This is a genomic window from Dyella lipolytica (assembly GCF_030160075.1).
Lineage (GTDB): Bacteria > Pseudomonadota > Gammaproteobacteria > Xanthomonadales > Rhodanobacteraceae > Dyella_B > Dyella_B lipolytica.
In genome coordinates this window covers 22,290-37,046 of record NZ_BSNQ01000001.1, presented here as the reverse complement: position 1 = coordinate 37,046, position 14,757 = coordinate 22,290, and the positions used below count along the sequence as shown (strand labels likewise).

Here is a 14,757-nt window from a genome sequence, read left to right as displayed (position 1 = left end):
GCAGAGCCTGCAGGCTCTAATAAATGGGCGGAAGCCCTTCGGGACGCGTCTTGAAGCGCTTGTGCACCCACAGGTATTGCTCCGGCGCCTCTTTCACCATCTGCTCGATGCTGTGGTTGACCCGGGCGGTGTCGGCTTCGGCGTCCGCGCTGGGCATATCGTCAAGCGGCGCGCCCAGGCGCAGTGCGTAACCCTGATTGTCGGGCAGGCGACGATGAAAAAAGGGAATGACGACCGAGCGTGACATGCGGGCCAGATGATGCGTGGCCGTGATGGTGGCAGCGGGTACCCCGAAAAACGGCACGAAAACGTTGTCCTTGCTGCGCATGTCCTGATCGGGCGCATACCAGAGCGTGCCGCCGCCGCGCAGGTATTTCACCGTGCCGCGGATGTCGTCCTTGTCGAACATCGCGCGGGCATAGCCGAGGCGTGCACGCAGCACCGCCCATTCGAACACGAGGTTATCCATGCGCCGGTACATGCCCGCAATGCGTATGCGCTGCGAGACCAGCCGAGCGCACAGTTCCAGATGCGAGAAGTGGCCGCCGACCAGCAATACGCCGCGTCCTTCGGCATGCGCGGCTTCGAGATGCTCCAGTCCTTCGAAGGTCACCGGTATGCGTGCGATCGCGCGATCGGTGCCCATCCAGCCTAGCGCGAACTCCATCAGCATCACGCCGATGTCGCGCAAGTGCGCATCCACCAGCCGGGCCTGCGATGCAGCATCGAGTTCGGGGAAACACAGTGCAATATTGGTGGCGGCCACCTCGCGCCGTGGCGAGGGGAAACGTTCGACGATCGCCCCCAGTGCGCGCCCGATGGCCATGAGCACTTTCCACGGCAGCATGGCGATCAATTTCATCACGCCCACACCTATCCACGCCGGCCAAAAGCGTGGTGAAAGCAGGGAGCGGGTGAAAGCGGGATAAGGCGTACCGGGCATCGTGCGCATTGTAGCGGCGCCACGCGGCCTTAGCCTGCTTTCCGACCGTGCCCGGGTGCAGGCTGCGCGGAATATGAGGGCAGGCTCTTATACTGCCGCGTCACTGCCGGGAATGTCCGTTGCGCTACCTCTACACGATCCTCATGTACCTCGCGACGCCGATCATCGTGATGCGGCTGCTGACGCGCGGGATGCGCTATGGCAACTACCATCAGCGCTGGCCGGAGCGCTTCGGCATCTTCAAGGCGCCGGATCTGCGCGGCAGCATCTGGGTCCATGCCGTGTCCGTTGGCGAAGTGAATGCGGCCGAGCCGCTGATCAAAGCCCTGCGCGAGGACTACCCCAATGCGCCGCTGGTAGTGACGACCGTGACGCCGACCGGTTCGGCGCGCGTACACCAGCTGTTCGGCGACAGCGTGTTTCATGTGTATTTGCCGTACGACTTGCCTTTCTCCGTGCATCGCTTCCTGAAGCAAGTACGACCGAGGCTGGCGTTGATCGTGGAAACCGAGATCTGGCCGAACCTGTATTTCGGCTGCCATCGGCGTGGCATTCCGCTCATGATCGTCAACGCGCGCCTGTCCGGACGCTCGCTGCGTGGCTACGCGCCGATGCGTGCCTTGTTACGTTCGGCCCTGCGCTGCGTGCGGCAGATCGCCGCTCAGTCGCGCACCGATGCCGCGCGCTATCGACTATTAGGCGCCGATCCCGCGCTGGTCACGGTCAGCGGCAATCTCAAGTTCGATATGCCGGTGCCGGACGGTGCACTGGAAGGCGGCGCGATCTTCCGCCAGCAATGGGGACATTTGCGCCCCGTGTGGATTGCCGCCAGCACGCATGAAGGCGAAGAGCTGGCGGTGCTGGAAGCGCATCTGGAGGTGCTCAAACGCCTGCCCGATGCTTTGCTCCTGATCGCGCCGCGTCATCCGGAGCGTTTCCGGCTGGTCGAGCATTCCGTGCGCAGCCTCGGTTTCTCGATGGCGACACGCAGTACGGACCGAGTTCCCGGCGGTTCGCACCAGGTTTTCCTGATCGACACGATGGGTGAGCTGATGCCGTTCTTTGCGGCATCGGACATGGCCTTCGTGGGCGGCAGCCTGGTGCCGATTGGCGGCCACAACGTGCTCGAGCCGGCGGCGTTGTCCCGGCCGGTGCTGGTTGGGCCGCACACCTTCAACTTCGAGGAAATCACGCTGACGCTGATCCGCGGCGGCGGAGCGAAGCGCGTGCTGCAGAGCGACGCACTGGGCGCTGAGGTGCTCGAATTGTTGCAGGACGAAGCGCGGTGCAAACACATGGGCCAGCAGGCACGTGTCGTGTTCGATAGCGAGCGCGGTGCAGTGGGGCGGGTCATGAAACTGATCGATCGCATGTTGCAGGAATAAAAAAGGCCGGGATATCCCGGCCTTTTTTTACAACGATGTCGCATTGGATCACTGCAACAGTGAGTTGGCGTATTCCAGATCTTTGTAGTCGATCGTACCGGCCGACTGCTTGAGCAGGAGCCGGTTGAGCACCAGCTGATGGCGCGCTACCGAATAGCTGCTTTCGGACTGGGTCAGGGTCTGAATGGCTGTCAACACATTGAGGATGATCTGCGTGCCCACATTGAATCCGGCCTTGGTCGCATCGAGCGACTTCTGCGCCGCCTCGACAGCGGCCTTGCCCGATTCCACTTCGCTGATCCCGGCGAGCACCGAGTTGTAGTAGTTCATGGTGTTCTGCACGGTCAGCCGACGCGTGGATTCCAGCGAATCCTGCGCTTCATCGCGCTGGTAGGTCGTCTGGCGAACCTTCGATTGCGTCGCGCCGCCAGCAAAAATCGGCACCGACAGAGTGATGCCGATCGTGTTGCCGTAACGGCCGTTGCCGGCAACGTTGTAGCTGCCATTCTCCAACCAGCTGGTGCTCTTGGCGCGGCTCAGGCTGGCGGTGATCGTCGGCAGATGGCCGGCACGTGCGACATTGATTTCGTGGTTGGCTGCGTCGACCGATAGCTGCGCTGAGAGAAGGGTCGGGTTGTTCTTCATCGAACTGTCGACCCATGCCTGCGGGTCAGCGGGCAGAGGCGTATCCAACGGAAGCTCGGGCTGCAACTTCTTGAGTTCGCCGACGGGCTGCCCTGTGATGACGGTCAAGGCTTGGCGGTCGTTGGCGAGTGTGTTCTCAGCACTGATGGTCGTCGCTTTGGCCGACTCGTAAAAAGACTTCGCCTGATAGACGTTCGTGATGGCGGCGATGCCTACCTTGAACTGCTGATCGGCCTGGTCGTACGTGACCCGGAAGGCTTCTTCATTGGCTTTGGCGAAGGTCAGCTGATCTTCATCGCTGAGCACCGTGAAGTAAGCGGTGGCAACACGGACAAAAAGTTCCTGCGCAGCCGCCTCGTAGGTCTGTTCCTGCGCATCCGCGGTCGAGTGCGCGGCCTGCAGGTTCGCGATGTCGCCCAGATTGAGGATCGTCTGGTCGAGCTCTACGCCAACCGAGCGCGTACGCAGATGACCGGGAGCCCCGTTGGTTGATTGGAACTGACTGGAATTTCCGCCGGTGATGCTTTGCTGCTGCAGGCTCATCGAGCCGTTGATCTGCGGCAGCAGTAAGGCACGCGCCTGCGGAATACCTTCGTGAACGGCGAGACGGGTTGCATCGGCCTGGGCCAGTACCGGGTCGTTGGCACGCGCCTGACGGTATGCATCCAGCAAATCCTCGCCATAGCTGGGCAGAGAGACTGCGGCCAGGGTCAGGGCAAGGGTCAGAAGCTTCAAGCGCATGGTTCGCCTCTTGGGGTCGGGGTCGGTGGCGGAATCAGAAAACGAATTGGCGGGGTGGTTCGGCGTTAGCGAGATAGGGCAGGTCTGTTTCGAACAGGCTTTCTTCGCGATAACGGCCGTTGCCTTCGTGGGTAAGCAGTATGACCTGTTGCACCGGCGACTCGCCGCGAATGACGAGCAACCGACCGCCCGGCTTGAGCCAGCCGAGGAAGGGGTCAGGAATACGGTAGACAGCGCCCGTGACAACCAAGGCGTCGAACGTGCCCTGCGGCTGCCAGCCGTTCACCGCTTCACCGGTGACTAGCTGCACATTGTCGATACGGGCGGCCTGCAGGCGTTGGCCCGCGGCGGCAGTGAAATCGGCATGGAGGTCGACGCTGGTCACGTGTCCTGCAAGGCTGGCCAGGCAGGCGGTGAGGAAGCCCGAGCCCGTGCCGATTTCCAGCACATGGTCTTCCGGCTTCAGTTCCAATGCCTGCAGCACGCGGCCTTCCATGATCGGCTTCATCATCACTTCGCCGTGGCCGATGGGCAGGCACAGATCGGCGAAAGCCAACTGGCGGTGGGCGGGTGCCACGAAGTCTTCGCGGCGAATGCTGCCGAGCACGCTGAGTACGCGGCCATCCAGCACCTCCCAGGGGCGCACCTGGTTCTCCACCATGTTTTGACGCGCCTGATCGAAGTTCATCGCCATCTGGAAACAAGCCTTTGGGGATCGAAAAAAGGTCAAAAAGGATAAGCGTTTAGACCCTGTTTCGACAATGGTAGGGTGCGGGCTGCGCCATCTTGCACGAAGTGCCGGAAGTCATCGCGATGACCTGACGTAAGTCATGCAAAAGGGTTGTGTCCGCGGACACTTACGTGCTTTTCCGCGGGTGACATCCGGCCGAAAAACCAACCCTGGCCTGCCGTCGCGACAGCGCATTCATGGTGCTTGTCTCCAACGTATGATCCGGTCTCCGGCAGCGTCCAAAGATGCGCGCCTGGGGTAGGAAGCAATGATCGCCAATGCTGGGAAAATAGGGCACATCGGGCGATTATTCGGTATCATTCAGGAAATAATTAAACCGTCCCGTATAATAAATTGAGTTACCCGATTTGTGAAGGTGCAACCATGAACTCGATCCCGCTCACCAAGGCGCACGGGCCAGGCCGCCCGAAGGACATGGAAAAGCGCGCGGCGATCCTAGAGGCCGCCAAGGCCCTGTTCATTCGCAACGCCTTCGCCGGCACCAGCATGGATGCGATCGCCGCCGAAGCAGGCGTTTCCAAGCTGACCGTCTATAGTCACTTTGGCGATAAGGACAACCTCTTCCGCGAAGTCATCCGCGCGCGAATTCAGGACCTGTTGCCGGAAGAAACCTATAGCTTCGATCCCAACGCCGACATCAGCGACATCTTGAACCGCGTCGCCCAGATCCACGCTCATCTCGATTGCGATCCGGAAAATGTGGGCACGTTCCGCGCCATCCTCAGCGACTGCCGCCAGGGCAATCCCCGCTACGGCAAGCTGATGTGGGAAGAAGGCCCCATGCGCACCCGCGGTTTGATGGAGCGCTTGCTGCAGCAGGCGGTCGATGCCGGCAAGCTGGATATCCCCGACGTGTCGCGCGCAAGCATCCAGCTGATGTCGCTGATCAAGGGCGACATGATGATGCGCCGCATGTTCGGCTGCGCCGATTGCGTGCAGACCTACGCCAAGGAAATCGAGGAAAACGCTCGCGCCGGGGTGGTGATGTTCCTGCGGGCCTACGCACCGCGCTAGTCGTTTCGTGTTCAAATAGCACCTTGTTTGGAAGCGGGGGTGCCGACGGCAGTCGGCTGAGAGACACCCTTCGAACCTGATCCGGTTAGCACCGGTGTAGGGAGCTTCGCCGCACAGACCACCGTGCGTTGGCGCCGTCGCTTCGATCCTGTGCGGATGTTCCGCACGAACTCCGCGCAAGCGTGTGCGGATCCCATTAAGGACGAATACCGATGAATGCCTTGCCCTCCGATCTCGTGCGCGCCGCGCAAGCCCTTTCCGAAGCCGTGACACGACCCATCCCGGGATCGCGCAAGATCCACGTGCAGGGCGGACGCCCGGACCTCAAGGTGCCCATGCGCGAAGTCACGCAGGCGCAGACACCGACCCTGTTCGGCGGCGAGACCAATCCGCCGGTCACCGTTTACGACACCTCCGGCCCCTACACCGATCCCGCTTACACCGCCGATCTCGCGGCCGGACTGCCTGCGCTGCGCGCCGGGTGGATCGCAGAACGCGGTGATGTGGAACAGCTTTCCGGCCTCAGCTCTGCCTTCGGCCGCCAGCGCGCCGCAGATGCCCAGCTCAACGATGTGCGCTTCAGCCATCTGCGCGCGCCGCTGCGTGCCAAGGCCGGCGCCAACGTCACGCAAATGCACTACGCGCGCCGGGGCATCGTGACGCCGGAAATGGAATACATCGCCATCCGCGAAAACCAGCGCATCGAAGCGCTGCAGAGCAGTGCACTGCGCAACCAGCATCCCGGCGAGTCGTTCGGCGCCGCGTTGCCGAGGTTGATCACGCCGGAATTCGTGCGCGACGAAGTGGCGCGGGGTCGCGCCATCATTCCCGCCAACATCAATCACCCGGAAAGCGAGCCGATGATCATCGGCCGCAACTTCCTCACCAAGATCAACGCAAATATCGGCAACAGTGCCGTGTCGTCCGGTATTGCCGAAGAGGTGGAAAAACTGGTGTGGTCGATTCGCTGGGGCGGCGACACCGTGATGGATCTGTCCACCGGCAAGAACATCCACGAAACGCGCGAGTGGATCATCCGCAACTCGCCGGTGCCGATCGGTACCGTGCCGATTTACCAGGCGCTGGAGAAAGTCGGTGGCGTCGCCGAGGATCTCACTTGGGAGCTGTTCCGCGACACGCTGATCGAACAGGCCGAGCAGGGCGTGGACTACTTCACCATCCACGCGGGTGTGCTGCTGCGCTTCGTGCCGCTCACGGCCAAACGCGTGACCGGCATCGTCTCGCGCGGCGGTTCCATCATGGCCAAGTGGTGTCTTGCGCATCACAAGGAAAATTTCCTCTACACGCACTTCGAGGAAATCTGCGACATCATGAAGGCGTACGACGTCTCCTTCAGCCTCGGCGACGGACTGCGCCCAGGTTGCATTGCGGATGCGAACGATGCCGCGCAGTTCGGGGAACTCGATACGCTCGGCGAACTGACCCAGATCGCCTGGAAGCACGATGTGCAAACCATGATCGAAGGCCCCGGCCATGTGCCGATGCAGCTGATCAAGGAAAACATGGATCGCCAGCTGGAAAAGTGCGGCGAGGCTCCGTTCTACACGCTGGGGCCGCTCACGACGGACATCGCGCCCGGCTACGACCACATCACCAGCGCCATCGGTGCTGCGATGATCGGCTGGTTCGGCACGGCCATGCTTTGCTACGTGACGCCGAAGGAACATCTCGGCTTGCCGAACAAGCAAGACGTGCGCGACGGCATCATCGCCTACAAGATCGCGGCGCACGCCGCCGATCTCGCCAAAGGCCATCCCGGTGCGCAGGTGCGTGATAACGCACTCAGCAAGGCGCGCTTCGAATTTCGTTGGGACGATCAGTTCAATCTCGGCCTCGATCCGGAAAAGGCCAAGGAATTCCACGACGAGACGCTGCCGAAGGATGCGCACAAGTCAGCACACTTCTGCTCCATGTGCGGCCCGAAATTCTGCTCGATGAAGATCACGCAAGATGTGCGCGATTACGCCGCCGAGCACGGCGTGGATGAAGTCGCTGCGCTGGACGAGGGCATGGCCGAGAAGGCTGCCGAGTTTCGTGCGCAGGGTGCCGAGGTTTATCGCAAAGCCTAAGCGCAGCGGTTAAGCAGCAGCCGGTAGATATCGACGAAGAAAAGCAGGTCGATATCGCCGGCTCAGTTTCTGGATCGGCCTTCGTTTCGCGCATATTCGGCCGGTGAGCGCCCGACCAGTCTGCGAAAATCGCGAATGAAGTGAGCCTGGTCGAAGTAGCCGAGCTGCAGTGCCAGCTCCGTCCACACTATCGGTGCGCCAGCTTGCAGCTGGGCGATGGCTTCGTGAAGTCGGTAGCGATTGATCACCCATTTGGGGCTTATGCCGACGTAGTGGTTGAACAGTCGTTGCAAGCTGCGTTTGGTGAGTCCGGACTGCACGGCAAGTTGTTCGACCGAGGTCAGGCTGCGATCTGCGGCAATGCCTGCAACGAGTGTGCTGACGCGTACCACGTTGGCATCATCGGGTGGCCGGTGGGCCAGGAGTAGCCGTTCAGCGGCGCTGGACATCGCGTCGATGCTATCGCTAGCGGACACTTCCATGTCGAAGCGCGCTGCGTCGGCACCGAAAATTTTCGCCGGGTCCAGCGATCGATCCATCAAGCTGGAAACCGACGTGCGCAAGAACGGATAAAAGCCGCCCGCCTTGAACTTGATGCCGAAAACCTGCCCCGCTCCTTCGAGCGGGCGAATAAAGCGGCGGGTGTGCACGCCATAGATCGCCGTCGATCCTGGTTCGACCACGAACTGCACATTCGGATGCGGCAAGGTCTCCTGTTGCTGTGCGGGCAGGTCACGCAAATCCCACGACACGTACCAATAGTGTTCGATCAGATCGGCAAGAGCAGGCGAGGGTGGCCGGCGGACATGCTGGAATTCGCCTTCTGCCAAGCGTTGATGCAGTACCCCGCGTGGTGCATCCGTGTCGGTGTTCATCGTGAACTTGCCCGGGTATTGATACGTTGTCGCGTTTTTCCAATCGGCATGGGTGCGCGCTGTATTAATGTCATGGCGACAAGGCAACTCGCCGCGCCAGGTATTTTGCCGACCCCGATGGTTTCACGGATAGTCCGCGCGGTCACGCCTGTTCGCCCCTTTCAAGGAGAAAACCATCATGCACGCAAGCGGACCCTTTGAAGTAAAACTCACGCCGCAACCCGCCGCGCCAGGCATCGAGCCGGCCAACCTGGGTCGGCAGACTATCGACAAACAGTTCTGCGGCGATCTGGAAGCGACCAGCCTCGGCGAAATGCTATCGGTCATGGGCGGCGAGCAAGGCTCGGCCGGCTATGTCGCGATCGAGCGCGTCACGGGAGCGCTGCATGGCAAGCGCGGAAGCTTCGTGTTGCAACATACCGGCACGATGAATCGCGGTGCACCGCAACTGTCGATCACGGTGGTGCCGGATTCAGGCACGGACGAGCTGACCGGCCTGAGCGGATCCATGCAGATCCAGATCGAGCAGGGCCGGCACACCTACACATTCGATTACAGCCTGTCTTGATAAAGCGGCATAGCTAAGTCGCCGCGCGTCTTCCTCTCCCCGCTATGCATAGCGGGGAGAGGATTTATCGTTACCAGCCAGATACCACCAGCTTGCCGATGGTGCTGCCCGATTCGAGGCGGCGATGCGCTTCACGCACGTTCGCCGCGTTGATGGGACTGAGCGCTTCGCGCTGAATGCCACGCAGTGCTCCTTCATCGATCAGAGCGGCCACGCGCGCGAGAATGCGTCCCTGCTCGGCCATATCGGCCGTTTGGAAACGCGCCCGCGCAAACATCATCTCCCAATGGATGCCGATGCATTTGGCTTTGTAGGGATCGCCGATATTCAGCGGCGTCTTCGGTTCCACGATCAATCCAACATGACCTTGAGGTGCAAGCAGTTCACCCAGCTCATCCCAGTACTGTTCGGTGGCAGCCAGGTTGATGGCCGCATCGATTTGCGCGAAGCCCAGCGCCGACAGTTGCGGCGTCAGCGGTTCACGATGATCGATCACATGCTGCGCGCCCATCGCGCGACACCATGCCTGCGTTTCCGGTCGCGATGCCGTGGCGATGACGGTGAAGCCGGCGCGACGCGCGAGCTGTATCGCGATCGAGCCCACACCGCCCGCACCCGCAATCACCAGCAGCGACTTACCTTCGCCGCCATGCTCGCAGTTGTAGGGCATGCGCTGGAATAGCAGTTCCCAGGCGGTAATGGCGGTGAGCGGCAATGCCGCTGCGCCCGCCGCGTCCAAGCGGCGAGGGCGATGCGCGACTACTCGCGCATCTACTGCTTGATATTGCGCGTTGCTGCCGGCACGGGTGATGTCGCCGGCGTAGTACACCCCGTCTCCAGGCTTGAATCCGGTCACTTCGACGCCGACGGCTTCGACGGTGCCGGCTGCGTCGTAGCCCAGCACGCGCGGTTGCGGTTCCACTTGCGGTTTCGGCGAACGCACTTTCGTGTCGACCGGATTGACCGAAACCGCCTCGACGCGCACCAGCAGATCGTGTGCACCGATTTCTGGCTTGGGCAGCTCTACATCGATCAGCGATTGTGGATCGTCGATGGGAAGGTAACGGGTCAGGGCGACGGCTTTCATCGTGAGATCTCCTTACGTGTTTGGATCACGGCGCGTAAACGACAGGGGGAGTTTCCAGTACATGGAATGAACTTGACGTTGCGCGGCATGCTGCGACTACGATGCGTCGCCGGGGCAGACGCCGATGGGCAGGCGTTCCTCGCGGTTCTCGCGTTGCCGGCCCCACAGTGCCACTAGCAGGCCGGTCAGCGTCACCAGCGCAGCGATCCAAGTCAGCGCGCCGAGGCCCGGTCCGCGAGCAACCACCACGCCACCCAGCCACGCTCCCAGGGCATTGCCGAGATTGAACGCGCCGATGTTGAGGCTCGACGCCAAACTCTGCGCATTATTGGCTTTGTGAAGCACCCACAACTGCAGCGGAGGCACAGTAGCAAACGCGGCCACGCCGAGCAGTCCGACAAAAATCACCGCTGACACTTTGCTGTGCAGCGCGAAAGTCATCACGCTCAGTACCGCGATCAATACGACTAAAGTCAGCAACAAGGTAGGCATCAAGCTGCGATCGGCTAGCTTTCCCCCTAAAAGGTTTCCCGCGATCATGCCGACGCCGAAGACCAGCAAGATGGGCGACACCGCACTTTCGGAAAAGCCGGTGACCTCGGTGAGGATCGGCTGGACGTAAGTGAACACCGTGAATACGCCCGCAAAGCCAAGTACGGTCATCAGCAGGCCAAGCAATACGGCCGGGTTGCCGATCGCGCGCAACTCGTCGCGCACGGCAATGCCCGTGCTGTTATCGCGGCTGGCCGGTACGAGAGCGGCGATCACGATCATCGCGACCACACCGATCGCCGCCACCGCCCAGAACGTCGAACGCCAACCGAAGTGCAGCCCCAGCCACGCACCGGCCGGTACGCCGAGCAAAGTCGCCATGGTCAGGCCGGTAAACATGATCGAGATAGCCGAGGCCCGGCGATCGGCGGCGACCAGTCCGGTCGCGACGACCGCGCCGACGCCGAAGAAGGTGCCGTGCGCCAGCGCAGTAATCACGCGTGCAAGCAGCAGCACGGTGTAATTCGGCGCCAGCGCGCAACACAGATTGCCGATGGTGAAGATCGCCATCAACGCGATCAGCACCGTTTTGCGTGGCAGGCGACTGGTCGCCACGGTCAGCACCGGCGCACCCACAAAGACACCCAGCGCATAGCCGGAAATCAGCAGGCCGGCCGAGGCGATGCTCACCTTCAGATCCGCGGCCACCTGCATCAGCAGGCCCATGATCACGAACTCGGTGGTACCGATGCCGAACGCGCCGGCGGCTAGCGCGTACAAGGCCACCGGCATGGATCGAGAGGGGGGTGCGGTCGTCACGCGGCGACTCCTACGGAAAGTGAAGCTGCAGCGTAGGTGCTTGCATATTCTTCAAAAACCACCAATATGGCTAATCAATTTCAATGAAATATTGAAAATCATGGACCGCGTCGGCGATCTCATCCTGTTTATGCGGGTACTCGACCAGGGTTCGATCAGTGCCGCCGCGCGCGGCCTGGACCTTTCCGTCGCCGTGGCAAGCCAGCGCCTGAAGCGGCTTGAGCAGGACCTCGGTGTGCGGTTGCTGCACCGGACCACTCGCCGCCTGCATCCCACGCCGGAAGGCATCGCCTTGGCGGAGCAGGGGCGCACCCTGGTGGAAGATCTGGAAGCATTGACCTCCGGTCTGCGCCAGGGCGCGACGGATGTCGTCGGGACCTTGCGCCTTACCGCATCGGCATCGTTTGGACGTCAATACGTTTCGCCGTTGCTTCCGGCCTTCATGGCGCGTTATCCGCGCGTGCGGCTGAGCGTGAATCTCACCGACGAACTGCAAGACCTGATCAGTGCCGGCTTCGATCTGGCGATTCGCATCGGCGCGTTGCACGACTCCGGACTGGTTGCACGCAAGCTGGCGGTCAACCGGCGCGTGTTGTGCGCATCACCGGATTATCTGCGCCGCTTCGGCATGCCGCGCACACCGGAGGAGCTGGCCCAACACGAGTGCCTGATACTCGTCGGCAGCGCTGGTCGACAGGATGTTTGGCGGTTGCACGATGCGCAGGACCAACTGCATACGGTGCGAGTCAGCGGGCGTCTGGAGTCGACGCTTGGCGAGCTATTGCGGGACGCCGCACTGGCGGGGCTGGGTATCGCGCATCATTCCACGTGGCATGTGTGCGACGACTTGCGCGCAGGTCGCCTCAAGGTGGTATTGCCGGAGTATTCGATGGCAGACACGGGCATCTATGCGGTGATGCCGCAGCGACGATTGGTGCCGCTGCGCGTGCGAGCGTTTGTGGATTTTCTGGCGGAGCAATTTGGCGATCCGCCACCGTGGGAGCGGCGCTTGTAGGTTGCGCACACGAAAACGGCGCGCCGCATGGGTGCGGCGCGCCGTCAGCACAAGCTCGCGATTCAGTCTTTGTGCTGCTTATGACGTTCGATGCCCGCCAGAATCTCGGCCTTGGCTTCATCGGCGCCGACCCAGCCTTCGATCTTCACCCACTTGCCCTTCTCCAGATCCTTGTAGTGCTCGAAGAAGTGGCCGATGCGCTCCAACCAGTGCGGCGATACGCCCTTGATGTCGCTGATGTGCGCGTAGCCGGGGAAGATCTTCGACGAAGGAATCACCACCAGCTTCTCGTCGCTGCCGGCCTCGTCGGTCATCTTCAGCATGCCGACCGGATGGCAGCGGATCACCGAGCCGGGAATCAGCGGCAGGGGCAGGATCACCAGTGCGTCGAGCGGGTCGCCGTCGCCGCCCAGGGTGCCCGGCACGTAGCCGTAGTTGCAGGGGTAGCGCATAGGGGTGGAGAGAATGCGGTCGACGAAGATCGCGCCGCTGGCCTTGTCCACCTCGTATTTGACAGGTTCCGCATCCTTGGGAATCTCGATGACGACGTTGATTTCGTTCGGCACGTCGCGGCCGGCGCTCACCAGATCCAGTCCCATTGGGTACTCCTTACGTCTAGCCAAAAGCGGGGAAAGCCGCTCAGGATACGGCAAACCTTGTCGCAGTGCACCAAGGCGATGTTCCCCGTCCCCGCCCGCAGCGGGGTTGCCGGTTTTGAGGAGGGTCAGTGGCGCTCGAAGTGATCCAGACAATGCCCGAACAGTTGCATGGCTTCGCGCAGTTCCATCACGGACAGCCCGCAATAACCGAGTAGCAAACCCTGCCGTTTAGGCGCATGGATATAGAGCGGCGCCATGGGATGCAAGCCAAGTCCGCGTTCGTGGGCGTACTCGATCAAAGCCTGGCAGCGAGCGAGATCATAGCCTCGCAGCCAGGCGACCAAATGCATGCCGGCCGCCGTATCGCTGATTTCCACGCGATCGCGCGCGTGCTCTTTTAACCCTTCGATCAGCGCTTCGCGACGTACCTTCAATTCCTTGCGCACCAGGCGCAGATGACGCTCGAAGCCGCCATCCTCCATGAAATGCGCCAGGGCCGCCTGCTCGATCGCAGGGCAGGCGATGTCGCTGAAGTATTTGGCGTTGAGAAAATCCCCGCGCAGTGCCGCCGGCATCACCATATAGGCCAGACGCAAACCGCCGAACATCACCTTGGAAAAGGTGCCGACGTAGATAACGCGGTCGCGTTCGTCTAGCGATCGCAGTGCAGCCAGTGGATGCGCGTCATAACGGAACTCACCGTCGTAATCGTCTTCCAATACCCAGCACGCGTGTTCACTGGCGTAACGCAACAGTTCGAGTCGTCGTTGCAGCGACAGCACTGCGCCGGTGGGGAAGTGATGCGAGGGTGTCACGTAAATCAATCGAGGCGATTGCGCCGGGAGTTCGCCGCAAACCAGGCCTTGTTCGTCGGTACGCACTGCCGTCAGGTTCGCGCCATGTGCAACCAGGGCCTGGTGCGCGCTGAAATAGTGCGGTTCCTCCAGCACCACCCGGTCGCCTTCGTTCAACAACACGCGGGTCGTCAATTCGATGGCCTGCTGGGTGCCGCTGACGATTAGGACATCGTCCGGCTCGGCTTGCACACCGCGACGGCGTGCCAAGTAATCGCACGTCTGTTTACGCAGCGCAGCCAATCCGGCGACGTCGCTGATACGCAGCTGGGTATAAGCAGCTGCGCGAGCCAATTCGCGGCCCCATGCATTGTTGAGCGCAGGGTTGATCAATGGGATGCCATATTGCAGGTTGTAACGCAGGCCGCGATGCATGCGCGGGATATCCCAGTTGCGCACTTCGCGGGCACGCTGCGCATAACGAGAAGGTGCGGGAATCGTCGTGTCGTCGTGATGCATCGCCGGCCTGGCTTGTAGATCGCTGACGTAGCTGCCCGAGCCGACGCGACCGTCGATATAGCCTTCTGCGCGCAGCTGCTCGTAAGCGGCCAACACGGTGGTGCGTGAAAGCTCCAGCTCCTGCGCCAATGCGCGCGTTGGCGGCAGCTGAGTGCCGGCGATGATGCGGCCATCCAGAACCGCCGCCTTGAGGGCGCGGGTTAGTTGGTCGTAAAGCGGTCCTTTGCCATCGAGTTCTAGATACACGCGACCCCTCCAATTGGCTCTAAAAAATACTGGCAAATTGGTTATGGAGGGAATGTGCCTACATACCTAGTCTGAAATCCGTCGCTGGATCCAGAAGACTGCCGGCCTCTCCCCGGGCAGGCAGCCCGGCCGCGATGTCTCCCCCACACTTCCCGCACCCGCGAAACGGCTCCT

Annotated in this window: 13 protein-coding genes and 1 riboswitch; of the genes, 5 read left to right on the top strand and 8 right to left on the bottom strand. The window is 61.7% G+C overall.

Annotated features, from left to right (window positions below; all coding sequences use genetic code 11):
• Positions 1 to 16: 16 nt before the first annotated feature.
• Positions 17 to 952: an LpxL/LpxP family Kdo(2)-lipid IV(A) lauroyl/palmitoleoyl acyltransferase gene (gene lpxL / locus QQL64_RS00165; RefSeq protein ID WP_284394887.1), complete on the bottom strand. Its 936-nt coding sequence runs from the start codon at positions 950 to 952 to the stop codon at positions 17 to 19.
• Between the two features lie 110 nt (positions 953 to 1,062).
• On the opposite strand from lpxL, the gene waaA reads away from it, so the two are divergent.
• Positions 1,063 to 2,328, top strand: a complete 1,266-nt coding sequence (gene waaA / locus QQL64_RS00160) for a lipid IV(A) 3-deoxy-D-manno-octulosonic acid transferase (RefSeq protein WP_284394885.1) — start codon at positions 1,063 to 1,065, stop codon at positions 2,326 to 2,328.
• A 48-nt stretch (positions 2,329 to 2,376) separates the two neighbouring features.
• Here waaA and QQL64_RS00155 read toward each other — a convergent pair whose 3' ends face one another.
• Positions 2,377 to 3,714, bottom strand: coding sequence for a TolC family outer membrane protein (locus QQL64_RS00155; protein ID WP_284394883.1), 1,338 nt, complete (start codon positions 3,712 to 3,714; stop codon positions 2,377 to 2,379).
• Positions 3,715 to 3,748: 34 nt separating this feature from the next.
• The gene (locus tag QQL64_RS00150; protein WP_284394881.1) at positions 3,749 to 4,408 is read right to left on the bottom strand and encodes a protein-L-isoaspartate O-methyltransferase family protein; all 660 of its coding nucleotides are present in this window, start codon (positions 4,406 to 4,408) and stop codon (positions 3,749 to 3,751) included.
• Positions 4,409 to 4,828: 420 nt separating this feature from the next.
• Here QQL64_RS00150 and QQL64_RS00145 point away from each other — a divergent pair, with 420 nt between their 5' ends.
• Both QQL64_RS00145 and thiC read left to right on the top strand, forming a co-directional pair.
• Positions 4,829 to 5,479: a TetR/AcrR family transcriptional regulator gene (locus QQL64_RS00145; RefSeq protein WP_284394880.1), complete on the top strand. Its 651-nt coding sequence runs from the start codon at positions 4,829 to 4,831 to the stop codon at positions 5,477 to 5,479.
• 25 nt (positions 5,480 to 5,504) lie between these two features.
• Positions 5,505 to 5,599: riboswitch (TPP riboswitch) on the top strand.
• Between the two features lie 92 nt (positions 5,600 to 5,691).
• Positions 5,692 to 7,569: a phosphomethylpyrimidine synthase ThiC gene (thiC, locus tag QQL64_RS00140; RefSeq protein ID WP_284394879.1), complete on the top strand. Its 1,878-nt coding sequence runs from the start codon at positions 5,692 to 5,694 to the stop codon at positions 7,567 to 7,569.
• A 62-nt stretch (positions 7,570 to 7,631) separates the two neighbouring features.
• Here thiC and QQL64_RS00135 read toward each other — a convergent pair whose 3' ends face one another.
• A complete protein-coding gene (locus QQL64_RS00135; protein WP_284394878.1) occupies positions 7,632 to 8,444 on the bottom strand; it encodes a helix-turn-helix domain-containing protein in 813 nt (270 codons plus the stop codon).
• 178 nt (positions 8,445 to 8,622) lie between these two features.
• Between QQL64_RS00135 and QQL64_RS00130 the strand changes: the two genes are divergently transcribed.
• Complete coding sequence (locus tag QQL64_RS00130; RefSeq protein WP_284394877.1) at positions 8,623 to 9,012, top strand: DUF3224 domain-containing protein; 390 nt, start codon at positions 8,623 to 8,625, stop codon at positions 9,010 to 9,012.
• Between the two features lie 70 nt (positions 9,013 to 9,082).
• Here the strand turns inward: QQL64_RS00130 and QQL64_RS00125 are convergent, their stop codons facing one another.
• Together QQL64_RS00125 and QQL64_RS00120 are read right to left on the bottom strand one after the other, a co-directional pair.
• A complete protein-coding gene (locus tag QQL64_RS00125) occupies positions 9,083 to 10,099 on the bottom strand; it encodes a zinc-binding alcohol dehydrogenase family protein (protein ID WP_284394876.1) in 1,017 nt (338 codons plus the stop codon).
• A 96-nt stretch (positions 10,100 to 10,195) separates the two neighbouring features.
• Positions 10,196 to 11,383 (bottom strand): MFS transporter, encoded by a 1,188-nt coding sequence (locus QQL64_RS00120; RefSeq protein WP_284395046.1) that lies wholly within the window; start codon positions 11,381 to 11,383, stop codon positions 10,196 to 10,198.
• A gap of 127 nt (positions 11,384 to 11,510) precedes the next feature.
• Between QQL64_RS00120 and QQL64_RS00115 the strand changes: the two genes are divergently transcribed.
• Positions 11,511 to 12,425 (top strand): LysR family transcriptional regulator, encoded by a 915-nt coding sequence (locus QQL64_RS00115; protein WP_284394875.1) that lies wholly within the window; start codon positions 11,511 to 11,513, stop codon positions 12,423 to 12,425.
• Positions 12,426 to 12,487: 62 nt separating this feature from the next.
• On the opposite strand, the gene ppa is transcribed toward QQL64_RS00115, so the two are convergent.
• Both ppa and pdxR read right to left on the bottom strand, forming a co-directional pair.
• Positions 12,488 to 13,024 (bottom strand): inorganic diphosphatase, encoded by a 537-nt coding sequence (gene ppa, locus QQL64_RS00110; RefSeq protein WP_284394874.1) that lies wholly within the window; start codon positions 13,022 to 13,024, stop codon positions 12,488 to 12,490.
• A gap of 125 nt (positions 13,025 to 13,149) precedes the next feature.
• Positions 13,150 to 14,583, bottom strand: a complete 1,434-nt coding sequence (gene pdxR / locus QQL64_RS00105) for a MocR-like pyridoxine biosynthesis transcription factor PdxR (protein ID WP_284394873.1) — start codon at positions 14,581 to 14,583, stop codon at positions 13,150 to 13,152.
• Positions 14,584 to 14,757 lie beyond the last annotated feature (174 nt).